This is a genomic window from Roseomonas sp. TF40 (genome assembly GCF_057219975.1).
Genome location: NZ_JBXVVR010000011.1, coordinates 17,871 through 39,154, shown reverse-complemented (window position 1 = coordinate 39,154; position 21,284 = coordinate 17,871). Strand labels below are relative to the sequence as shown.

Below are 21,284 nucleotides of genomic sequence, written 5' to 3'. Positions count from 1 at the left end.
TCTTTCCTTCCCTTCTGCCGGCGCTTCACGCGCCTTGTGTGCTGGCCTCGAACAATTCTTCCGGTGCCACGTCGCGCGTGGTCAGCCCATCGGCGCGCGCGAAGCGGCACATGGCGGCGATCTCGGCGCGGTTGCGCGCGAAGCCATAGGGCCAGGGGTCGCCGCCCATCAGCGCTGTCTGCGCCGCCGCCTCCGCCGCGATCCAGGGCAGCGAGACGCGCAGCACATTCACCATGGCAAGATCCGCCAGCGCCATCGCCTTGCCGGCGTTGAAGGCCTTGAACAGCGCCAGCGTGAGGCCCGGATGCGCCTCCGCCACGTCACGGCGGATGGCGATGCAATGCATGATCGGGAAGAAGCCGCTCGCCTTGAAATAGGCCTCTTCCTCCGCCCGCGTATCGGGGAAGAGCCGTGCGACGGGCGCGCTGCCATCCAGGAAACAGGCCGGCGCGCGGGGCCCGATGAAGGCGTCGATACGCCCCTCGGCCAGCATCGCCTCCAGCGTCTCGCCCGGCGCGATCACCTGCATGTCGATCTCGCGCGGCAGGGTGATGGGCGTGCGCTCGCCGCCTGATTTCCAGGCGATGCCGCTGAGATCGACGCCGTAATGCTCGCGCAGGATGCCGCGCACCCAGAGTGCGGCCGTCTGCTGGTATTCCGGCACGCCGATCACGCGCCCGGCGAGGTCACCCGGCCCGTTGATGCCGCGATCAGTGCGCACATAGATGGCCGAGTGGCGGAAGGCGCGCGAGGGGAAGACCGGCACGCCGATGTAGCGGGAATCGCCGCGCGCGACCGAGAGGATGTGGCTCGCCATCGAGAGTTCCGTGATCTCGTAGCGGCCTTCGCGCACGGCGATGCGGAACAGCTCCTCGGGCTCACCGCCGACATAGGCGATGTCGAAGCCCTCGACCTTCACGCGCCCATCATGCAGCGGGCGCGTGCGGTCCGAGAGCGTGCTTGCCAAGGTCAGCATGAGACTTCCTCAATCGCGGAGGCGATGTTCTCGGGCGTGAACGGCCAGCGCGTGACGCGCACGCCCAGCGCATCGCGGATGGCGTTCGCGATGGCGGCGATGACGGGGCCGAGGCTCGCCTCCCCCGCGCCGAGCGGGGGTGCCTCGGGCCGCGCGATCAACTGCGTCTCGACCTCCGGCACCTCGGAGAAGCGCAGGATCGGATAGCGCTCCCAGGCGTCGGAGGTGATGCTGGCGCTGTCATGCCGCACGGCTTCGAGCAGGCACATCGAGGTCGCCTGGATCGCGCCGCCCTCATACTGGTTGATCGCGCCGTCGGGGTTGATCACCTCCCCCACATCGCCGGCGAGCCAGATGCGGCGACAGAGGATGCGCGCCGCGGCCTCGATCTCCACCACCGCGGCGCACCAGGCGCCCGTGCCCTTGTAGCGCGCGACGGCGAGGCCGTGGCCGATGCCCTCGCGCTGCACCCGGTTCGCCCAGCCCGCCATCTCGGCCGCCTTGGCCAACACGTCGCGCGACCGCGCATCATCGAGATGCCGCAGCCGATAGGCGAGCGGATCCTCCCCGCAGGCCCGGGCCAGGTCATCCATCACGCTCTCGATCGCCCAGACATTCACCAGCGCGCCGAGGCCGCGCAGCGCACTCGCGCGGATCGGCATGTCGGTGACGCGGGCGAGATCGACGCGCAGCGCCGGCACACGGTATTGCGGCACGGCGTTGCGCTGGCCGCCACCACCACCGGCCAGCGGCGGGTTGATCGCGGGCGGCACCGGGAAGGGCTCGGCCAGCATCGAGGCCGCCAGCAGCGTGGGCAGCGCGCCACGCCCGGGGCGCCCGGAATGGCCGTTGGAGGTCACACGCTGGTGCCAGCGCAGCAGCGTGCCGTCGGCGCCCGCCTCGGCCTCGATCCGCACCTGCATGGCCGGCGAGAAGGGCCCCCAGCCGAGTTCCTCCGCGCGGCTCCAGAGCACGCGCACGGGCCGGCCGGGATGGGCGCGCGCGACCAGCGCGGCGTCCAGCATCACGTCATCCGCGCCATTATGGCCGTAGCAGCCCGCACCCTCGACATGGCTCAGCAGGATCTTCTCCGCCGGCATGCGCAGCGCCTTCGCGAGATCGGCACGGAGGTTGTAGATGCCCTGGCTGTGCGTCCATCCCTGCAGCACATCGCCCTCCCACCGCGCGATCGCGCAGCAGGTACCGATGGAGGCGTGGGCGAGGAAGGGGCGGAAGAATTTGCCGGAGATTCGATGGGTGGGCGTGGGCGTCTCCGCCGCACGCTCGGTCACCACGCTCTCCTCGGCTGGCGCGGCTTCGAGCCAGGCTTCCAGCGCGGACTCCTCCGGCAGCGTCGCTGCCGCGCTCCATTGCGCCCGCAGTGCGAGGCGCGCCGCGGCGGCTTCCGCGTGATGCTCGGCGGTGGCGATGGCGGCCAGCACGCTGCCGTCGCGGAACACCGTGGCATCGCCCGGCAGCGCGCCCTCGCGCAGCGAGAGCAGGGTCGCGCCGCGCGTGGCCGGGCGCACCATGCGCGCATGCAGCATGCCGGGCAGGCGCAGATCCTGGACATAGCGCGGCGCGCCGAACACCTTGTCCGGCAGGTCGAGCCGCGCGGTGGAAGTACCCGCGAGGCGGCGCGCGGCGGCGGGCTTCGCGGCGATGCCGGGCGTGCCCTCCACCGCCAGCAGTTCGGCCTTGGCCAGCGCCCAGTAGCTGCCGAGCAGACGGCCATCGGGGGCGAGAAAATCGCCGTCCTGCACGGTGATCTCCTCGACCGGCACGCCGCTGCGCTGGGCCACGACGCCCAGGCAGATCGCGCGCGCCTCGGCACAGACATGGCGCAGCGCCATGCCGCTCTCCTGCACCGAGAGCGAGCCGCTGGTCACGGCCTCATCGGGGCTGGCGGGCGTGCTGGCGGGAACGACCCGCAACCGCGCGAGGGAGACATCGAGCTCCTCCGCCGCGATCTGCGCCAGCGCGGTGAGGATGCCCTGGCCGAGTTCGACCTTGCCGGGATGGATGCTGGCATGGCCTTCCGCGTGCAGCGTCAGCCAGCGATCGAGGCGGCGATTCACATGCAGGCTGCCGGGCAGCTTCGGCTTCTGGTCGTCGCCTTCGACGGCGTTGCGGAAAGCGAGGTTCATGCCGCCATCTCCGCCGCCGCGCGCAGCACCGCGCGGATGATCCGGTTATGCGCGCCGCAGCGGCACAGATGCGGCTCCAGCGCCGCGCGCACCTCGGCCGCACTCGGCGCGGGGTTCGCGCGCAGCAGCGCCACCGCGCGCAGCGTGATGCCCGAGAGACAGAAGCCGCATTGCCCGGCCTGCTCGGCGAGCAGCGCGCGCTGCAGCGGGTGCGGCGCCTCGGGCGTGCCGAGCCCTTCCACCGTCGTCACGCGCCGCCCGGCCACGGCCTCGACCGGCAGCGTGCAGGCATAGGCCGGCACGTCATCGACCAGCACGAGGCAGGCGCCGCATTGCTCGGCGCCGCAGCCGAAGCGCGTGCCGGAGAGGCCGAGCGGGCCGCGCAGCGCGGCAAGCAGCGGCGCCTCGGGTTCGATCTCGGGCGCGACGGCAGCGCCATTCAGCACGAAGCCCATCAGCTGGGCGTCATGCGCGCCATGCGGATGAACTCGGCCTGGCGCGGAATATCCGCACGCAGGAAGGCATCGAACTCCGCGATGGTCTTGGGCATCGGCGCGGCGCCGGCCCGGGCCTGGGCTTCCTGCGTCGCCGGCAGGGCGAGGATGCGGTTGACCTCGGCATTGATGCGCTCGCGGATCGGCAGGGGCGTGGCGGCGGGCGCCATGAGTCCGAGCCAGATCGAGGCCTCGTAACCGGGCAGCGCCTCGGCCACCGCGGGCAGCTCGGGCAGCAGCGGGCTGCGCGCAGGGCCGGTGGTGGCAAGGCCGCGCACGCGCCCGCCGGCGATCTGCTCGCGCATCGTCGGGATCGCGTCGAACATGATCGGCACCTGGCCGCCGATCAGCGCGGTGCGCGCCTCGTTCGAGCCACGGAAGGGCACATGCGTCGCCGTGGCGCCGGCCATGGCGAGGAACACCTCGCCCGCGACGTGATACGGCGTGCCGGGCCCGGAGCTCGCATAGTCGAAGCGGCCGGGATTGGCGCGCAGCAGCGCGATGAGCTCGGGCAGGTTCTGCGCCGGCAGCGAGGGATGCACGGCCAGCACATGGTGCGCGATGTTGATCGAGGCGACCGGCGCGAGATCACGCATCAGCTGGTAGGGCCGGTTCGGGATCAGCGTCTCATTCGCCGTGTGCGTGTTCGACATCAGCAGCAGCGTGTAGCCATCGGGCGCCGACTTCGCGACATGGTCCGTGCCGATCACCGCCCCCGCGCCGGGCCGGTTCTCGACCACGAAGGGCTGACCGAGCGCCTGCTGCAGCGGCTCGGACAGGAAGCGCGCCGCGACATCGGCGCTGCCGCCGAGGCCGAAGGGCACCACGATGCGCACGGGCCGAGCCGGCCAGGTGCCCTGGGCCGCGACGATGCCCGGCGTGGCAAGGCCGGCGGCCGCGCCGATGAGAAGCCTGCGTCCGATCATTGATCCCTCCCGATGCGATCGATTGCGCGGAACATCGTGCAGCCCGCACGGAAGGGCAAGGGGCGGCTCAGAAGAACGCCATGTCGCGTCGCACCCGGCCGAGGAAGGCGGCGCGCTGCGGCTCCGTCGCGCGGTTCATGTCGTAGAGCGCGTGGTAGGACACGCGCGCCTTGCCGCCGGTGATGATCCGGAAATAGCGCGTCACCGCCTTGCGCGGCGGATCGCCCATGACCATCGCCGTCCAGCGCGGCCTTCCATAGGTGCTGATGCCGGCCACGCGCCTGATGTGCAGCAGGTTCGGCTTCGCCACGCCGTCATCGAGGCGGAAGGAGACGCCGGGCAGCAGCACGCGGTCCATCCAGCCCTTCAGGATGGCGGGCAGGCCGAAGCACCAGGTGGGGAAGGACATGACCACGCCCTCGGCCTGTTCCAGCCGGCGCACATACTCCTCCACCGGCGCGCGATTCTCCGGCACGGCGTGGTAGCCGCGACGTTCCTCGGCCGAGAGCACGGGGTTGAAGCCCTCGGCGTAGAGGTCGCAGAGATCGACGCGATGCCCGGCCTGCGCCAGGCCTTCCCGCGCGGCGTCGCGCACCGCGGCATGGAAGCTCTCGGCGAGCGGATGGGCGTAGAGATAGAGCACGCGCATCAGGCGGCCCGCCCGGTCAGCACGGCGATGTCCTCAGGCGCGAGGTCCACGGGCGTGCCGTTGCGGATGAGTTCCGCGAAGCCCTCATTGGGCGCCATCAGCGTCAGGCAGTAGAGCTTCCTGTCGGTGTCGTTCACCACGACATGCTCGGTGCCCGGGCGCAGCACGAAGGCGTCGCCAGGGCCGATCGGCATCTCGGCGCCATCCGCATAGGCCTTGCCCGATCCGGCGAGGACGAAGAAGCATTCCTCGGCCTCGGCATGGGTGTTGGGCGGCGTGCGGCCGCCGGGCTCGAAGATCTCCACCACCAGCGTGAAGCGCACGCCATCGGCCAGCGGATCGAAGAGACAGGCGAAGTAGTTGCTGTCGTCGGGCGAGATGCGGAAGCCGCGCAGCTCCGCCGCGCGCTTGCCGATCACGGGGGTCATCATCATCACGCGAACTCCTGTCGTTTCGATCTTGCCCGCATGGGCTGGCCCGTTGCAGAAGGCGCGGCGAAGGAGACGAGGTGCCGCGCATGCATGTCCTGATGGTCTACGCCCACCCGCGTGCGGATTCGCTGAGCGCGGCGCTGCGCGACGCCACGCGGCAGGCGCTGGAATCGGCCGGGCACAGCGTGGAACTGCGCGACCTCTACGCTGAGGGCTTCCAGCCCGCCCTGACCGCGGAAGAGCGCGGCGCCTACCACGACACCGAGAACAACCTGGTCGGCATCGAGGACCATGTCGCGAGCCTGCGTCGCGCCGATGCGCTGGTGCTGGTGCACCCCACCTGGTGGTATGGCATGCCCGCGATGCTCAAGGGCTGGTTCGACCGCGTCTGGGCGCCGGGCGTGGCATTCCGCATCGGCACCGGCGCGATCGAGCCGATGCTGACCAACATCAAGCGCATCGGCGTCGTCACCACCTATGGCTCGCCCACCTGGCTGCTGTGGTACATCGGCCGCATTGACCGCAAGCTGCTCGGCCGCGGCATCCGCCGGCTCTGCGCCAAGGACTGCCGCGTGGAGTGGGTGACGCTGACGCGCATGGACCAGCGGACGCGCCCGGAATGCGAGGCCTTCGTGGCGAAGGTACGGGCGCATTTCGCGCGCTGGCGCTAGGGCCTGTGGACAATTGGGCTGCGGGCGCATCCGCCGGTGCTTTTCCGTGCTGGGCGCGTGGGCCATGCTCGCCGATGGATAGCCATCGGCTCCGCTGTCCGCCTTCCCAGCCCGAAAAATCCCTCGCCGGCTGCATCCCGGCCCCAATTGTCCACGGGCCCTAGTCTTTGACGCCGACGACCGCATCGAGCTCGCGGTAATCCGGCGCGCTCGCCGCCAGCACGCGGCCCGCGCGCAGCACCACGCGGTCCGATTGCGGGCGCGACACGAATTCGGTCATGAAGCGCGCGGAGAACAGCACGAGATCGGCCGGCGCGCCCACGCGGATGAGGCCGCGATCCCTGAGGCCCATCGCCTCGGCCGGCGCGGCGGTGGCGGCGCGGTGCCATCCGGCGAAAGGATGGTCGAGGTGCAGGATGCGCGTAGCCTCGCGGAACACCTCGACCATGTCGAGGTCGCCATAGGCGTAGAAGGGATCGCGCGTGTTGTCGGAGGCGACGGAGACGCGCACGCCGGCGGCGCGCAGCTCATGCACCAGGGTCACGCCACGCCAGCGCGGGGTACGGCCCGGCACGCGGTCCTGCAGGTACATGTTGCACATCGGCAGGACCACGATGTCGATGCCGGCCTCGGCCACGCGGGCGATGGTCTCGCGCGCGAAATCCTCCGGCTGGATCGAGAGCGAGCAGCAATGCCCGCACTGGATGCGGCCCTTGAAGCCGCGCTTGAGCGCCGTCAGCGCGATCTCGCGCAGCGCGCGCGCGCCGGTCTCGCCGCTTTCATCCACATGCAGGTCGATATCGAGCCCGCGCGCCTCGGCCAGGGCGAAGAAATGCTCGAGTTCCTCGCTGAAGCCGGTGGGCAGGTCATCATGGATATGGCCGGAATGGCGCGTGACCATGCCGAGCACGCCACCCGACTCCGCCACCATGTTCGCCAGCGCCTCGCCATCCGGCCCCGCGAAGCGGTCGAGCGGGCAGATGGAAGAGGCCTGGAGGTCGATCCGCCCGGCCCAGACCTCGCGCAGCTTGCGGAAGACGCGCCAGGTGCCCGCGCCATGCGGGAGGTAGGTGTCGAGATGCGTGCGGATGGCGACCGTGCCATGCGCATGGGCGCAGCGCAGCGCGAAATCGGCGCGTGCCTCGACATCCGCCTCGCTCCAGGAGGCGCTGCGATCGGCCATGACCGCGCCGATGGCCCCGGCGAAATCGCCCGTCGGGTTGCGCGTGCGCGGCCAGATATGGCCCTTGTCGAGATGCGTGTGCGCATCGACGAAGCCGGGCCAGACCTGCCCGCCGCGCAGATCCACACCATCGGGCGCACTGCCTAGCGGAGCCACGGCTGCGATCACGCCATTCTCGATGCGGATGTCGAGCCGCACGAGGCCCTCCGCATCGGCCTCGCCCACGAAGCCGGGCACCAGCACGCCGGCGGCGCGCGCATTGCGCAGCCAATAGGCCGCGCCCGCGCCCTCGAGAGCCTGCTTCATCGACGTTCCCTGGAGATGGCGCTTTCGTGCCAGTGGCGCAGCGCGAGGTGGGAGATCAGCGACATGGCGCCGAAGATCGCAATGCCGGTCAGCGAGATCAGCACCAGCGCGGCGAACATGCGCGGGATCTGCAGGTTGAAGCCGGCTTCGAGAATGCGGTAGGCGAGGCCCGAGGCCCGCCCGCCCGTGCCGGCCACGAACTCCGCCACGATGGCGCCGATCAGCGCAAGCCCGCCCGAGATGCGCAGCCCCGCGAGGAAATAGGGCATGGCGGTGGGCAGGCGCAGGCGCATCAGCACCTGCCACCGATTGGCGCGGTACATGCGGAAGAGATCGGTGAGGTTCTGGTCGGCGCTGTTCAGCCCGAGCGTCGTGTTCGACAGGATCGGGAAGAAGGCGACGATCCAGGCGCAGATCAGCAGCACCAGCCGCACATCATCGACCCAGATGATGATGAGCGGCGCGATGGCGACGATCGGCGTCACCTGCAGGATCACCGCATAGGGAAACAGCGACATCTCGATGGCGCGCGACTGCGCGAAGAGCACCGCGATCGCGAGGCCCAGCACCGCCGCCATGAACAACGCGGCGAAGGTGATCTGCAGCGTGATGAAGAGCGAGACGGAAAGGCTCTGCCAGTCCCGCGCGAGCGTCTGCGCCACCTGCAGCGGCCCGGGCAGGATATAGGGCGGGATGGCATAGGCGCGCACCGCCCACTCCCAGCCGCCCAGCGCGAGGATGCCGATGATGGTCGGCGCCAGGATCCGCACCCAGCCATCCAGCGTCAGGCCGAGCCAGGTGGGGTCACGGTTCTCCTCGATGATCGTCTCATCGGCGGCGAGCTTCACGTCGGTCATGGCGTCATCGCCCGGGTCAATGCGTGAGAGATGTCGCGGCAATGCGCGGCGTAGTCGGCGGAAGTGCGGAATTCCTCGCCGCGCGGATAGGGGGCTTCGACCGCCAGATCCTCCACCACCCGGCCCGGGCGCGCGGCCATGACGATGATGCGGCGGGAGAGATAGACGCTCTCGAACACCGAATGGGTGACGAAGATCGCGGTGAAGCGCTCGGCCTCCCACAGCGTCAGCAGGTCGTTGTTCAGGCGATGGCGCGTGATCTCGTCCAGCGCGGCGAAGGGCTCGTCCATCAGCAGCAGGCGCGGCTTGGTGACCAGCGCGCGGGCGATGGAGACGCGCATCTTCATCCCCCCCGACAGGCCGCGCGGGTAGGATTTCTCGAACCCCGCGAGGCCGACGGAGGCAAGGGCGGCGGCCGCGCGGGCCTCGGCCTCGCTGCGCGCCATGCCGGCGAGGCGCAGCGGCAGCATCACGTTCTTGAGCGTGGTACCCCAGGGCATCAGCGTCGGCTCCTGGAAGACGAAGCCGATGTCGCCCGCGCCCTCCCCGGCCAGGGCGATGCGCCCGGTGGTGGGGGGGATCAGCCCCGCCACCATCCGCAGCACCGTGGATTTGCCGCAGCCCGAAGGGCCGAGCAGGGAGACGAAATCCCCCTGCGCGATCGCCAGGTCGACGCCCCGCACGGCGACCGTGCCGTTGGCGTAGCGCTTGGTGACGCCCTCGAGCGCCACGACGGGCGGGAGCATCGGCGCCTCCCGCGGCAGGCCTGAATCAGGCAAGACCGACGCGCTTGTTCACGAAGTCGAGGCTGTAGGCGCGGGTGAAGTCCATTCCGGCCGGATAGAGGCCGACATCGCGCATCGTCTCATAGAAGCGCTGCCAGCGCGGGGCGACCATGGCGCCGATGCCCAGCGTCTGCGCATCGCCGCTGCGCACGATGCCGTTCTCGTTCATCACGCGGATGGCGTAGGCGATCTTGGCGTCGTCCATCTCGGGGTTGTCGCGCTTGATCAGCGCGTTCGCGGCCTCGATGCCCTGGCCGGTCATGTATTGCGTCCAGCCCTCGATCGTGGCGTTGACGAAGCGCTGCACCAGGTCGCGCTTCTCGGCGACCATGCGGGCCGAGATGTCGATGGTGGTGTTGTAGTTCTCGTAGCCCGCATCGGCGATGAGGAAAACCTTCGGCCTTGCCCCGCCCTGGATCGCGGCATAGGGCTCCGAGGAGAGGAAGCCCTGCTGGATAGCCATGCGATCGACCAGGAAGGGCCCGACATTGAAGGTGTAGGGGCGGATCTGCTCATCCGTGAAGCCGAAGCGGCGGCGCAGGAAGGGCCAGTAGGTGACGCGGCCCGAGGCACCGACCAGCACCGGGCGGCCGCGCATGTCCTCGAAGGAATTGATGCCGTTGCCCTCATGCGTCATCAGGATCTGCGGATCCTTCTGCATGATCGCACCGATGGTCAGGAAGGGCAGGTTCTCGCGCACATAGTTCAGCGCCTGGAAGCCGTTGGACATGATCATGTCCACACGGCCCGCGAGCAGCAGTTGCGCCGGATTCTGCTGCGGCCCACCCATGCGCAGGTCACACTCGATGCCATAGCGGCGATAGATGCCGGCGGCGACCGCATGATAATAGCCGCCATGCTCGGCCTGGGCGCGCCAGTTGGTCTGAAAGGAGACGCGGTCCAGCGTCTGGGCGAAGGGCACGCGCGCGCCGGCGACGGCGGCGACGGCCAAGGTGGTGCCGCCGGTGAGCAGAGCCCGGCGTTCGATCCGATACCGCGTGCGCATCAGGCTGGTCCCTCCGTTTCCCGGGCCGGGGCCCGGCGCGTGACGCGCCGCCCTGCCCGCATGGTGTGTCCGGCTGCCATAGAGCAAACACAGGGCCCGCCCGGCAAGGGCCTCGAATCCCCGCCGCCGGTCATGCCGATACCAATGCGGAGGGAAGAATGCGGCGGAAGTAGGCAGTCGCGACATTTTTTGGGCAGATGCCGTCTTCGCCCCCCGCTTTCCCCGCCGCACGAGGCTGGCGGCTGGCGAGCCCGGCTGCGTAGCATGACGCGGTGACGGACCCTCATCTCCTGCTCGACAGGCTGGTCAAGCGCTATGGCGCGGCGACGGCGGTCGATGGCGTCTCCCTGCCGGTGGCGCGGGGCGAATGCATCGCGCTGCTCGGCCCTTCGGGCTGCGGCAAGACCACCACGCTGCGCCTCGTAGCGGGATTCATCACCCCCGATTCGGGCCGCATCCTGCTCAACGGGCAGGCCATCGAGCGCGCGCCGCCGCATCGCCGGCCGATCGGCATGGTCTTCCAGGCCTATGCGCTGTTCCCGCACATGACGGCGGCCGGCAATGTCGGCTTCGGGCTCGAGATGCGCAACATCGGCCGGGCCGAGCGCGACCAGCGCGTGGCGGAGGCGCTGGCCATGGTGGGGCTTGCGCATCTGGCGGATCGCTACCCGGCGCGCATGTCGGGCGGGCAGCAGCAGCGCGTGGCGCTGGCGCGGGCGCTGGTGGTGCGCCCCGACCTGCTGCTGCTGGATGAGCCGCTGTCGAACCTCGATGCCGGGCTGCGCGTGGAGATGCGCGAGGAGATCGCGCGGCTGCGCGCCCAGGCGGGCATCACCACGCTCTTCGTCACGCATGACCAGGAAGAAGCGCTGGCGCTGGCGGACCGCGTGGCGGTGATGGATCGCGGCCGCATCGTGGAATGCGCCGCGCCGGCCGAACTCACCGAACGCCCGCGGCATTTGTTCACCGCCGGCTTCCTCGGCGCGCGCAGCGTGCTGGCCGGGCGCGTCGAGCACGGCGCCTTCCACGCGGGTCCGGGCCTCTCCCTTTCCCTTCCCAGCGATGCCCCGGCACGGCCGAGCCATGTCGTGCTGCGCGCGGCGCGCCTGGCGCTGCTGCCCGCCGGGGCTGCCCCTGCCCTGCCGCTCGTCGCCCCCGCGACGGTCGAGGCGGCGACGCGGCTCGATGACAGCATCCATTACGAGGTCTCGCTCGGCGCGCAGCGCATCCGCGTGCACCGGCCGAGCAGCGAGGCCGCCTTCGCGCCCGGCGCCGCCGTGACGCTGGCGGGCGGGCCGGACGCCATCGCCTGGATCGAAGATTTCTCGGACGCAACAGGAGCCCCCGCATGAGCCTCTCCCGCCGCAACCTTCTCGCTGGCGCCGCGGCGCTGGCCACCCCCGCCATCTGGGGCCGCGATGCCGTGGCGCAGATCCGCCGCGGCGATGAACTCACGGTGGGCATCTGGGGCGGGGTGCAGGAGCGCATCACGCGCCAGTACTGCGCCACGCCGCTCGAGCAGCAATATGGCGTGAAGATCAACTATGTGCTGGGTGGCACGCCCGAGCGCCGCGCCCGCGCCTATGCCGAGCGCGGCCGGCCGAGCTTCGACCTGCTCTACCTCAACATCTTCGAGAGCCGGCAGGCGGTGCGCGACAACGTCACGCTCGCGCCCAGCGCCAATGTGCCGAATTTCGCCAATCTCTACCCGCTGGCGCGCATCGGCGGCTATGGCGTGGCCTTCAACCCGGTGACCATCGTCTATGACCGCCGCATGGTCACCGCGCCGATGACCTCCTGGAAGGATTTCTGGCGCGCCGATCTGCGCGGCAAGGTGATCTGGCCGACCTATCCGGGCGCGCAGGGCACGGCCGCACTGCTCATGTCCGCAAAGGTCTGGGGCGGGTCCGAGAACAACATCGACCCGGCCTTCACCAAGATCGCCGAGCTGCGCCCCTTCGCCGCCATCCAGGGCAGCCAGGACCAGCTCTATGGCATGTTCGACCAGCAGGTGGGCGCGGCCAGCGTCGAATTCGGCAGCTTCACCCGCACCTATGCCGAGAGCCGCAACCCCAACATCGTCATCGCCGAGCCGGTGGAAGGCCAGGCGGTGGCCGCCAACTTCGCCTGCATCACCGCGGGCACCACGAAGCAGGCGCTGGCCGAGGCCTTCGTGAACCTGCATCTCAGCCCCGAATGCCAGACAGCCTACGCGCAACAGACCTACTACAGCCCGACCATCCGCAACCTCACCCTGCCGCCAGACCTCGCCGCCAAACTCATCATGGGCGAGGAAGCCGTGGGCAAGCTGATCGATTTCGACTGGGACGTGGTGATCCGCAACCAGCCGCGCTGGTCCAGCCGCTTCACGCGCGAGATCGCCGGGTAAGGTACGGCACAGGGCGAATGGTCCCGGCATGAATGGTTCCCCGCGGGCAGGGCTGCTGGCCCTGCCCTATGGCCTGTGGCTGCTCGCCGCCTTCGCCGCGCCGCTCGGCGCGGTCGCGCTGCTCTCCGTGCAGGAGAGCAGCGAGATGTTCGCGCCGCTGTCGCTCATCCCCTCCGGCGCGCAATATGCCGAGTTGATCGGCGACAAGTTCTACGTGCGCGTCTTCCTCAACACCCTCACGCTCGGGCTCTGCGTGGCGGGTGTCTCGGCGCTGCTCGCCTATCCGCTGGCGCTGTGGCTGACGCGGCTCCCGCCGCGCTGGAAGCCCTTCGGCTTCGCGGTGGTGCTGGTGCCGCTGCTGACCAATGTGGTCGTGCGCTCACTCGGCATCATCCTGCTGCTCGCGCCACGCGGCGTCGTCTCCGGCATTTCGCAGAGTCTCGGCCTGCCGCCGACAACCAACCTGCTCTTCGGCTGGTTCGCGGTGGGGCTTTCGCTGGTGCAGGTCTTCCTGCCCTACATGGTGCTCGCGCTGTATGACGTGCTCGAGGGCCAGGAGCGTCGGCTGGAGGAAGCGGCGGCGGGGCTCGGCGCCGGGCCGGCGGCGCGCTTCTGGCGCATCACCCTGCCGCTCTCCCTGCCCGGCTTGCGCGCGGGCTTCACCGTCACCTTCCTGCTGGCCTCCACCGCCTATGTATCGGCCACGCTGGTCGGCGGGCGGAAGGTCTGGGTCAGCGGCATGATCGTGCTGAAGGAAGGCATCGAGATCCTGAACTACCCGCTGGCGGCCGCGCTCGCGATGCTGATGCTCTTCGCCTCGGTCGCCATCACCATCTTGGTCAGCCGCATCATCGCACTGCTGACCCCCTGGGTATCGGACCGCGTGCCGCGCCGGCGCCTGACCTTCGCCCCCGCGTTGCGCCGGCCGGTGGTCGCGGTGGCGGAGGCCCTCGCGCCCATCGTCTCACGCTTCCTGCTGGCCTGCGCCATCGGCATCCTGCTGTTTCCGTTGCTGCTGGTCGCCGTGGCCTCGGTGAATGACAGCCCGCAGGCGACGGTGGCGCAGTTCCTCGGCTTCACCTGGAAATGGTACGCGGCCGTGCTGCAGAACCAGCGCTACCTCTCCGACGCCTGGGTGAGCCTGCAATTGGCGCTGGCCTGCGTGGCGATCTCGCTCGCCATCGCGCTGCCGGCGGCCTTCGCGCTGGTGCGCGCCGGCTTCCGGGGGCGGGAGACGCTGGGGGCGGCGCTGATGCTGCCCCTCGCCTTGCCGGGCATCGCCATCGGCCTGGGCATGTTGCGGCTGCTGCAATGGTTCAACGCGCTGCCGCCCTTCCTGGGCATTCTCGCCGTGCATGTGGTGCTGGTCGCACCCTTCATGCTCGCCTTGCTGCGCGCCTCGGTCGCGGGGCTGGATCGCGCGCTGGAGGAGGCCGCCAGCGGCCTCGGCGCGCCCCCGGCACGGATGTTCCGCCGCGTGATCCTGCCGCAACTCGGCCCGGGCATCGCGGTGGCCTGCGTGATCGGCTTCCTGCTCTCCTTCGGCGAGGTCACCGTCACCGCCTTCCTCACCACCGCGCGGCTGCAGACGCTGCCGGTGCGCATCTATGCCGAGGCCACCTTCAGCCTGGAGAACACGGTGAACGCCATCAGCACCATCTTCATCCTGATGACGGTGGTGCTGCTGGTGCTGATCAACCGGGTGATGCCGCTCGATCGCGTCTGGCGGCGCTGACTTCTACCGGCGCGGTCCCCGGGGTGGCCCCTTGGGCGGGCCCTTCGGGGCAGCGCGCATCGGCGCCCCGGGATGCGCCAGGGGCTCGATGCGGATATGGTCGTCCTCGCCGCCCGGATCGGGCCGCGCCACCACGCCGGCGAAGCGCGCCGCCGCCCAGGGCGCGATCTCGACGCGCGTCTCGCGGTCCCGCACCTCGATCCGCCCGATCTCGGCGCGCGTCAGATGGCCGCGCCGGCAGAGGAAGGGCAGCAGCCAGCGCGGATCGGCCTGGGCGTTGCGCCCGACATTGAGGCGGAACCACACGCCTTCCGCCCCGCCACCCGGCTCGCGCAGCGGGCGCGGCGGGGGCGGCGGCGGGGTCTCGGAAATTTCCTCCGGCGCCGGCAGGGGCGCGCGGAGCGCGCGGATCAGCGCGGCGGCCACCGCCTCGGGGCTGCGATCCGCCAGCAGCGCGCGGGCAAGCAGCAGGTCATCCTCCTCCGCCACCACATCGGCGGCCTCGCGCGCTTCCAGGGCCAGGCGCTCGCCATCGCGGGCGCGGATCTCTTCGGCGGTGGGGGGCGCGCCCCATTGCGCCTCGATCCGCGCATTCTGCAGCAACCGCTCGGCGATGCGCCGGCGGTTGTGCGGCACCAGCAGCACGGCCACGCCCTTGCGCCCGGCCCGGCCGGTGCGGCCCGAGCGATGCAGCAGGGTTTCCTTGTCGCGCGGCAATTCGGCATGCAGCACCAGGCCGAGATCGGGCAGATCGATGCCGCGCGCCGCCACATCCGTCGCCACGCAGACCCGCGCGCGCCGGTCGCGCAGCGCCTGGAGCGCGCGGTTGCGCTCCGCCTGGGTCAATTCGCCGGAGAGCGAAACGGCCGAGAAGCCGCGCTCCACCAGGCTGCCATGCAGGCGGGCCACCTGTTCGCGCGTATTGCAGAAGACCAGCGCGCCCGAGGCCTCGAACCAGCGCAGCGCATTGACCACCGCGGCCTCGATCTCGCGCGGGCCGACGGCCATGACACGGTAGGCGATGTCGCCATGCTTGCCCCCCACCGCGGTGGCGGCGATGCGCAGCGCGTCGCGCTGGTAGCTCTTGGCCAGCGCCTCGATCTCGCGCGGCACGGTGGCGGAGAAGAGCAGCGTGCGGCGGCTGGGCGCGGCGGCTTCGAGGATGGCTTCCAGATCATCCCGGAAGCCCATGTCGAGCATCTCGTCGGCCTCATCCAGCACGGCGGCGGCGAGGGCCGAGAGATCGAGGTTCCCGCGCTCCAGATGGTCGCGCAGCCGCCCCGGCGTGCCGACGACGATCTCGGCGCCGCCCGACAGCGCCCGCCGATCGGCCCGCGTATCCGTGCCGCCGACGCAGGCGATCACCCGCGCGCCCGCGCCGGCATAGAGCCAGCCGAGTTCCTGCTGCACCTGCAACGCGAGTTCGCGCGTGGGTGCCACCACCAACGCGCGCGGCTGGCCGGGCGCGGCGCGCGGACCCATCACCTGGGTCGCGATGGCAAGGCCAAAGGCCACGGTCTTGCCGCTGCCGGTCTGGGCCGAGACGAGCAGGTCGCGCCCGGCCGTTGCGGGGTCGAGCACCGCGGATTGTACGGGGGTGGGGGCGTCGTAGCCGCGCTCGGTCAGGGCCTTGAGCAGCGGCGGGGGAAGTTCAGGAAAGGACATGGCGCGGAGCGTTACGCCCTTTCGCCCCCCGCCGCTATTGCCGTCTTGCCTGGGCTAGGATGCGCCGGGCGCGGATCAGGATGGGTTCGTCCACCATCCGCCCATCCACGGTGAAGCTGCCGCGCCCCTCTTGCGCCGCCTCTTCCGCCGCCGCGAGCTGCCGGCGGGCGAGGTCCACCTCGGCCTCCGAAGGCGAATATCCGGCATTCAACAGGGGCACCAGGGCCGGGTGGATGCAGGTCGCACCGACGAAGCCCGAGCGCTTCGCCGCCGCGACCACGCGCGTGACATGCACCGGGTCCTTAAAGTCGGCCACCGTGCCGAGCGTGCCGAAGGGCGCCACGCCGGCCGCGACGCAGGCAAGCAGCATCTGCCGCTTGGCCAGCACCATCAGCTCGTCGTCTGAGGCCGCGCCGCATTCGGCGGCCAGGTCCTCGGCGCCGATCAACATGCCCGCGATGGAAGGGTGCGCGCGGGCGATGGCGTGCGCCTGCGCCAGCGCGGCGGCCGTCTCGAGCATCGGCACGATCCACATGCCGCTGCCGGCCAACAACTCGGCCGCGAGCACGACATGATCCGGGCCGAGCACCTTGGTCAGCAGGATCCCCTGCGCCCCGGCCGCGCGGGCGGCGCGGATGTCCGGCACCGCGATCTCCAGCGGCCGGTTCACCCGCACCAGCACCTCCGGCCCGCCGGCGCGGATCAGGGGCACGGCGGTGGCAAGCGCGGCGCGGGCTTCGTCCTTGTTGCCGGCCGGCACGCTGTCCTCGAGGTCGAGGATCACGGCATCGGCGCCCGAGCCGGGGGCCTTGGCCACGAAGCGCGGCACATTGGCCGGCACATAGAGCATCGAGCGCCAGATCTTCATCGGATGTCCCTCACCACCTTCGCATCCCGCAGCCGCGCGACTTCGGCCTCGCCGAGCAGCGGCACCAGGATGGCCGCATTGTCCTGGCCGAGCTTCGGCGCCGGGTTTCGCAGGATGCCCGGTGTCACGGACAGCCGCGGCACCTCGCCATGCATGGGCAGCCAGCCATCGGGCATCTCCGCATCCGGCACCTCGATCAGCGCCTCGCGCGCCGCGACATAGGTGTCGGCATCCAGCCCTTCGACATCGAGGATCGGGCCGATCGTCACGCCATCCGCATCGAAGCGCGCCAGCGCCTCGGCCTGGGTCATGCCCGCGATGGCGTCGCGCACCACGCCGTCCAGCTCCTCGATATGCGCGAGGCGGTCGGGGTTGGTGCGGAAGCGTGGATCCACCGCCAGATCGGGCCGGCCGATGCTCTCCATCAGCCGCACGAAGACCGCCTGGGTCGAGGTGGAGAGCGAGAGCCAGCCGCCATCCTTCGTGCGATAGGCGTTGCGCGGTGCGGTGTTGGTGCTGCGGCTGCCGCTGCGCGGCTTGGCCTTGCCGGTCAGGCGCCAATTCGCCATTTGCGGCTCCAGCACGGCGAAGATCGGCTCGAAGAGCGAGAGATCGACCACCTGGCCCTGCCCCGTCCGCTCGGCATGGCGGAGTGCGATCATCGCGGCACTCGCGCCATAGAACCCGGCATAGGCATCGGCCATGAACATCGGCGGCAGCACGGGCTCGCGATCCGCGAAGCCGTTCTGGGCAGCGAAACCCGCATAGCCCTCGACCAGCGTGCCGAAGCCGGGCTTGTGCGCGAAGGGGCCGGTCTGCCCCCAGCCGGAAATCCGCACGATGACGAGGCGCGGATTGCGCGCCAGAAGGATCTCCGGCGACAGGCCCATCGCTTCCAGCACGCCGGGGCGGAAGCTCTCGCAGAGCATCGCGGCCCCTTCGACCAGGCGGAGCACGATGTCGATGGCCTCGGGCGCGCGCAGGTCGAGGCAGAGGCTGCGCTTGTTGCGGCTGAAGGCCTTCCAGGAAGTCTCGACGCCCCCGACGCGCCAGGCGCGCAGGCTGTCGCCGGCGGGGGGTTCCACCTTCACCACCTCGGCGCCGTGATCGGCCAGCACCTTGGTGAGCACATTGCCCGCCACCAGCCGGGAGAGATCGACGACGCGCAGACCCTCCAGCGCGCCCCGCGCCTGCGCGTCGAATTCCCGCCGCCGCTTGGGTGCCCTCAAGGGATGAAGACCTCGCCCACCATGATGCGCCGCGCCGTGCGCAGCGTGCCGCCGCCCTCGATGGTCATGGAGCCATCGGCGGCGCGCGCCGTGGTGATCACCGCCTCCATCACGCCGGAGGGATGCTCGATCACCACCGTCTCGCGCACCGCATCCGTGACGCGCGCAATGCCCTCGGCCACCGTGCCCGGCAGCTTGCAGGCCGAGCCGATGCAGATGCCCCCCGTGACCGCCATCGCCTCATGCGTCGCGAGCGGCGTGAAATAGCGCGCGGCGATCGCGCCACCCGCGCTTGCCAGCCCGATGATGGTGAATTTCGGCATCACCTTGCCCGTCACATCGCCCATGCCCATGGCGCGGCCCGCCGCGCGGCGCACCACCTCGATCCGCGCCATGAAATCCTTGTCGGCGTCGAGTTCCTTCGCGGATTCCAGCGCCGTCTTGCCGAAATCCGCCGCCCGCGCGATCACCACCGGCATCGCGACATCGAGGCAGGTGACGGCCACGCCCTCGATCACATCGAGCGGCTTGCCCGTGGGCAGCAGCTTGCCCGTTGCACCGCCCACCGCATCGGCGAAGTTCAGCACGATGGGCGCGGCCGTGCCCGGCACGCCGGCGATGCGCGTCTCACCCGCATAGGTCACGCGCCGCCCGGGCGTCTGCACCACGGCCTCGACCAGCGCGCCGGTGTTGACGGCACGGATGCGCACGCGCGTCTCGCCCTCCTCGATCGGAACGAGGCCCCGCTCCAGCGCGAAGGGGCCGACGCCGGCCAGCATGTTGCCGCAGGTCGGGCCGAAATCGACGAAAGCCTTGTCCACACTCACCTGCGCGAAGAGGTAGTCCACCTGCTGCGCGCTGCCCGGCGCGGCGGGAGATACGATGGCGACCTTGCTGGTCAGCGTCGTGGCCCCGCCCAGCCCATCGATCTGCCGCGCATCGGGCGAGCCCATGACGGCAAGCAGCACCCGGGCGATCCCCTCGCGGTCCGCCGGCAGGTCGGAGGCCAGGAAATAGGGGCCGCGGCTGGTGCCGCCGCGCATGAAGGTGCAGGGAATGGCGGTTTGCAGGATCGGGTGCATGGCGCTCGCTCGGGTGAGTCTGGCCGCAGGCTACGCCGGGCCGGCCCGCGCGGGAACCGGGGTGACGCCACCGCCCCGGCGCGGCAGAGTGGCGCCAAGACCAAAGCGGAGGAAACACCATGCAACGCCGCAACGCCCTGCTTCTCGCCGGGGGGCTCCTCGCCGCCCCGCGCCTCGCCCGCGCGCAGGAGGCTCCCTGGCCCGTGCGCCAGGTGCGCATCGTCATCCCCTTCGCCGCCGGCGGGCCGCAGGACATTCCCGCGCGCATCATCGCGGACCGGCTCTCCCGCCGCATGGGCGCAACCTTCATCGTCGAGAACCGGCCCGGCGTGGGCGGCGGGCTCGGCGCGCAGCAGGTGGCGGCCGCGCCGCCGGATGGCGCGACGCTGCTGTTCATCTCCTCCTCGGTCGCGATCCTGCCCACCCTGCAGGCGCAGTTGAATTTCGACCCGCTGCGCGACCTGGCACCGCTGACCGTGGTCTGCGACGTGCCGGCCGGGCTGATGGTGCGCGCCGACAGCCGCTTCGCCAGCCTCGCCGACCTGCTGGCGCAGGCGCGCGCCAATCCGGGCAAGTTCACCTATGGCTCGGGCGGCGTGGGTTCGGCCAACCACCTCGCCGGCGCGCAATTCGGCGCGCGGGCGAATATCGACATCGTGCACGTGCCCTATCGCGGCGTCAGCCAGGCGGTGAATGCGATCTACACGGGCGAGATCGACTTCGTCTTCGGCAGCACGGTGGAGGTGCTGGCGCATCACCGCCAGGGCCGCGCGCGCCTGCTCGGCATGACGCTGGAGACGCGCGTGCCCGCGGTGCCGGACATCCCCGCCATCGCCGAACTCGTGCCGGGCTATGCGGCGCCGAACTGGTTCGCGATGTTCGCGCCCAAGGGCATGAACGAGGCGATGATGACGCGCCTGATCGGCGAACTCACCGCGATGCGGACCGATGAGGATCTGCTGGCCCGCCTGGGGGCGGCCGCCGCAATCGTGCGCATGGATGGGCCGGCCGCGCTGACGGCGCAGTTGCAGGCGGAGATCCCGCGCTGGCGGGAGGTCATCACCCGCGCCAATATCGGTCGTGAGTCGTAAGGAAGACGCGCATGGGACGCATCGGCAATCTCGGCATCGCGCCGGTCCAGGCCTCGGTGAGTGCGGCGGAGTGGCAGGCGCGGCTCGATCTCGCGGCGGCCTACCGGCTGTGCGAGGGCTATGGCATGTCCGACATGATCTACACCCACATCTCGGCCCGCGTGCCGGATGCGCCGGACACCTTCCTGATCAACCCCAACGGCCTGCTGTTCGGTGAAATCACCGCAAGCTCGCTGCTGAAGGTGACCATCGAGGGCGAGATCCTCTACAAGCCCGACCTGCCCTATGGGCTGCACCCGGCCGGCTTCACCATCCATTCCGCGCTCTATCGCGCACGCCCCGATGCGATGGCGGCGATGCACACCCATACCATCGCCGGCATGGCGGTGAGCGCGCTGAAATGCGGCCTGCTGCCGATCACCCAGACCGCGACGCGCTTCTACGGCCGCACCGCCTATCACGATTTCCGCGGCCCCGAGCGCGACCCCTCCGAGCGCGACCTTCTGGCGAAGAGCATCGGCGCGCTGAACTACTGCATCCTGAAGAATCACGGGCTGCTGACGCTGGGCGAGAGCGTGTCCGAGGCCTTCATCGCCATGTGGGGGATGGAGCGCGCCTGCCAGGCGCAGCTTGCCGCCATGGCCTGCAACACGCCGCTGGAGATGCCCTCGGAGGAGGTCATCGCCAAGAGCTGCGCCATGTATGCGCCGGGCAATTCGCGCCGCTACGGCCCGCTGGAATGGCAGGGGCTGATGCGCAAGCTGGATGCCACCGACGATAGCTGGCGGAGCTGA

Annotated in this window: 20 protein-coding genes; 6 read left to right on the top strand and 14 right to left on the bottom strand. The window is 70.6% G+C overall.

Going from position 1 to position 21,284, the window contains the following annotated elements; all coding sequences use genetic code 11:
* Nucleotides 1-25: 25 nt before the first annotated feature.
* From AC2D9U_RS22765 to AC2D9U_RS22740, 6 genes are all read right to left on the bottom strand, one after another.
* Nucleotides 26-976, bottom strand: a complete 951-nt coding sequence (locus AC2D9U_RS22765) for a substrate-binding domain-containing protein (RefSeq protein WP_484753537.1) — start codon at nucleotides 974-976, stop codon at nucleotides 26-28.
* The gene (locus tag AC2D9U_RS22760) at nucleotides 970-3,123 is read right to left on the bottom strand and encodes a xanthine dehydrogenase family protein molybdopterin-binding subunit (protein WP_484753535.1); all 2,154 of its coding nucleotides are present in this window, start codon (nucleotides 3,121-3,123) and stop codon (nucleotides 970-972) included. Before AC2D9U_RS22760 ends, AC2D9U_RS22765 begins: the two co-directional genes overlap by 7 nt.
* Entirely contained in the window at nucleotides 3,120-3,578 is a 459-nt protein-coding gene (locus AC2D9U_RS22755; RefSeq protein ID WP_484753533.1) for a (2Fe-2S)-binding protein, read from the bottom strand. Before AC2D9U_RS22755 ends, AC2D9U_RS22760 begins: the two co-directional genes overlap by 4 nt.
* Nucleotides 3,578-4,543, bottom strand: a complete 966-nt coding sequence (locus tag AC2D9U_RS22750; RefSeq protein ID WP_484753531.1) for a tripartite tricarboxylate transporter substrate binding protein — start codon at nucleotides 4,541-4,543, stop codon at nucleotides 3,578-3,580. Before AC2D9U_RS22750 ends, AC2D9U_RS22755 begins: the two co-directional genes overlap by 1 nt.
* 67 nt (nucleotides 4,544-4,610) lie before the next feature.
* Nucleotides 4,611-5,192, bottom strand: coding sequence for an NAD(P)H-dependent oxidoreductase (locus AC2D9U_RS22745; protein WP_484753527.1), 582 nt, complete (start codon nucleotides 5,190-5,192; stop codon nucleotides 4,611-4,613).
* The gene (locus tag AC2D9U_RS22740) at nucleotides 5,192-5,626 is read right to left on the bottom strand and encodes a cupin domain-containing protein (RefSeq protein WP_484753524.1); all 435 of its coding nucleotides are present in this window, start codon (nucleotides 5,624-5,626) and stop codon (nucleotides 5,192-5,194) included. Before AC2D9U_RS22740 ends, AC2D9U_RS22745 begins: the two co-directional genes overlap by 1 nt.
* A gap of 95 nt (nucleotides 5,627-5,721) precedes the next feature.
* Here AC2D9U_RS22740 and AC2D9U_RS22735 point away from each other — a divergent pair, with 95 nt between their 5' ends.
* Nucleotides 5,722-6,294: an NAD(P)H-dependent oxidoreductase gene (locus AC2D9U_RS22735; protein ID WP_484753522.1), complete on the top strand. Its 573-nt coding sequence runs from the start codon at nucleotides 5,722-5,724 to the stop codon at nucleotides 6,292-6,294.
* Nucleotides 6,295-6,454: 160 nt separating this feature from the next.
* Here AC2D9U_RS22735 and AC2D9U_RS22730 read toward each other — a convergent pair whose 3' ends face one another.
* From AC2D9U_RS22730 to AC2D9U_RS22715, 4 genes are read right to left on the bottom strand one after another with little or no spacing between them, the layout of a single operon-like run.
* The gene (locus AC2D9U_RS22730) at nucleotides 6,455-7,783 is read right to left on the bottom strand and encodes a cytosine deaminase (RefSeq protein ID WP_484753517.1); all 1,329 of its coding nucleotides are present in this window, start codon (nucleotides 7,781-7,783) and stop codon (nucleotides 6,455-6,457) included.
* Nucleotides 7,780-8,640 (bottom strand): ABC transporter permease, encoded by an 861-nt coding sequence (locus AC2D9U_RS22725; protein ID WP_484753514.1) that lies wholly within the window; start codon nucleotides 8,638-8,640, stop codon nucleotides 7,780-7,782. The genes AC2D9U_RS22730 and AC2D9U_RS22725 overlap by 4 nt, the downstream gene beginning before the upstream one ends.
* On the bottom strand, nucleotides 8,637-9,386 hold the full coding sequence (locus AC2D9U_RS22720) for an ABC transporter ATP-binding protein (RefSeq protein ID WP_484753511.1): 750 nt from the start codon (nucleotides 9,384-9,386) through the stop codon (nucleotides 8,637-8,639). The genes AC2D9U_RS22725 and AC2D9U_RS22720 overlap by 4 nt, the downstream gene beginning before the upstream one ends.
* Nucleotides 9,387-9,411: 25 nt before the next feature.
* A complete protein-coding gene (locus AC2D9U_RS22715) occupies nucleotides 9,412-10,431 on the bottom strand; it encodes an ABC transporter substrate-binding protein (RefSeq protein ID WP_484753508.1) in 1,020 nt (339 codons plus the stop codon).
* 272 nt (nucleotides 10,432-10,703) lie between these two features.
* On the opposite strand from AC2D9U_RS22715, the gene AC2D9U_RS22710 reads away from it, so the two are divergent.
* From AC2D9U_RS22710 to AC2D9U_RS22700, 3 genes are read left to right on the top strand one after another with little or no spacing between them, the layout of a single operon-like run.
* Nucleotides 10,704-11,783 carry an ABC transporter ATP-binding protein gene (locus AC2D9U_RS22710; RefSeq protein ID WP_484753504.1) on the top strand — a complete coding sequence of 360 codons (1,080 nt, stop codon included), beginning with the start codon at nucleotides 10,704-10,706 and terminating at the stop codon, nucleotides 11,781-11,783.
* Nucleotides 11,780-12,820: an extracellular solute-binding protein gene (locus AC2D9U_RS22705; protein ID WP_484753501.1), complete on the top strand. Its 1,041-nt coding sequence runs from the start codon at nucleotides 11,780-11,782 to the stop codon at nucleotides 12,818-12,820. The genes AC2D9U_RS22710 and AC2D9U_RS22705 overlap by 4 nt, the downstream gene beginning before the upstream one ends.
* A gap of 28 nt (nucleotides 12,821-12,848) precedes the next feature.
* Complete coding sequence (locus AC2D9U_RS22700) at nucleotides 12,849-14,555, top strand: ABC transporter permease subunit (protein ID WP_484753497.1); 1,707 nt, start codon at nucleotides 12,849-12,851, stop codon at nucleotides 14,553-14,555.
* A gap of 3 nt (nucleotides 14,556-14,558) precedes the next feature.
* Here the strand turns inward: AC2D9U_RS22700 and AC2D9U_RS22695 are convergent, their stop codons facing one another.
* Genes AC2D9U_RS22695 through AC2D9U_RS22680 form a run of 4 tightly spaced genes read right to left on the bottom strand, consistent with a single transcriptional unit; the run spans nucleotide 14,559 to nucleotide 19,399 of the window.
* On the bottom strand, nucleotides 14,559-16,220 hold the full coding sequence (locus AC2D9U_RS22695; RefSeq protein ID WP_484753495.1) for a DEAD/DEAH box helicase: 1,662 nt from the start codon (nucleotides 16,218-16,220) through the stop codon (nucleotides 14,559-14,561).
* Nucleotides 16,221-16,254: 34 nt separating this feature from the next.
* Nucleotides 16,255-17,088 (bottom strand): HpcH/HpaI aldolase/citrate lyase family protein, encoded by an 834-nt coding sequence (locus tag AC2D9U_RS22690; protein ID WP_484753493.1) that lies wholly within the window; start codon nucleotides 17,086-17,088, stop codon nucleotides 16,255-16,257.
* Complete coding sequence (locus tag AC2D9U_RS22685; protein WP_484753491.1) at nucleotides 17,085-18,317, bottom strand: CaiB/BaiF CoA transferase family protein; 1,233 nt, start codon at nucleotides 18,315-18,317, stop codon at nucleotides 17,085-17,087. Before AC2D9U_RS22685 ends, AC2D9U_RS22690 begins: the two co-directional genes overlap by 4 nt.
* Complete coding sequence (locus AC2D9U_RS22680) at nucleotides 18,314-19,399, bottom strand: 4-oxalomesaconate tautomerase (protein ID WP_484753489.1); 1,086 nt, start codon at nucleotides 19,397-19,399, stop codon at nucleotides 18,314-18,316. The genes AC2D9U_RS22685 and AC2D9U_RS22680 overlap by 4 nt, the downstream gene beginning before the upstream one ends.
* Nucleotides 19,400-19,518: 119 nt before the next feature.
* Between AC2D9U_RS22680 and AC2D9U_RS22675 the strand changes: the two genes are divergently transcribed.
* Both AC2D9U_RS22675 and AC2D9U_RS22670 read left to right on the top strand, forming a co-directional pair.
* A complete protein-coding gene (locus AC2D9U_RS22675) occupies nucleotides 19,519-20,490 on the top strand; it encodes a Bug family tripartite tricarboxylate transporter substrate binding protein (RefSeq protein WP_484753487.1) in 972 nt (323 codons plus the stop codon).
* Between the two features lie 11 nt (nucleotides 20,491-20,501).
* Nucleotides 20,502-21,284: a class II aldolase/adducin family protein gene (locus tag AC2D9U_RS22670; protein WP_484753485.1), complete on the top strand. Its 783-nt coding sequence runs from the start codon at nucleotides 20,502-20,504 to the stop codon at nucleotides 21,282-21,284.